Annotated in this window: 1 protein-coding gene; it reads right to left on the bottom strand. The window is 39.7% G+C overall.

Annotation, left to right across the window (positions count from 1 at the left end; all coding sequences use genetic code 11):
- On the bottom strand, positions 1–224 hold a 224-nt coding region (locus tag AX663_RS10795; RefSeq protein ID WP_197414205.1), incomplete at both ends, for a hypothetical protein.

The following is a 224-nucleotide window of genomic DNA, read 5'->3' on the forward strand; positions in this document are numbered from 1 at the left end:
AGTTGTGTCGATAACTTGTGTGTTTTCTGCATCGCCAAGTGACTTAGTGAAGCCATCTTTAAGAGTTGCAGTAATCACACCGTTGTTAACAGTGATATCGAATTTAGCTGTAACATCATCACCTGTCACTGAATCGTAGGCTTTAATCTTAGTAGCGTCAAGATCCAACTTAGTTTCATCGTAGTCATCTGAGATTCCTACTGATTGGATGTTGTCCTTGTTAG

Source organism: Streptococcus sp. CCH8-H5 (genome assembly GCF_001556505.1).
GTDB lineage: Bacteria > Bacillota > Bacilli > Lactobacillales > Streptococcaceae > Streptococcus.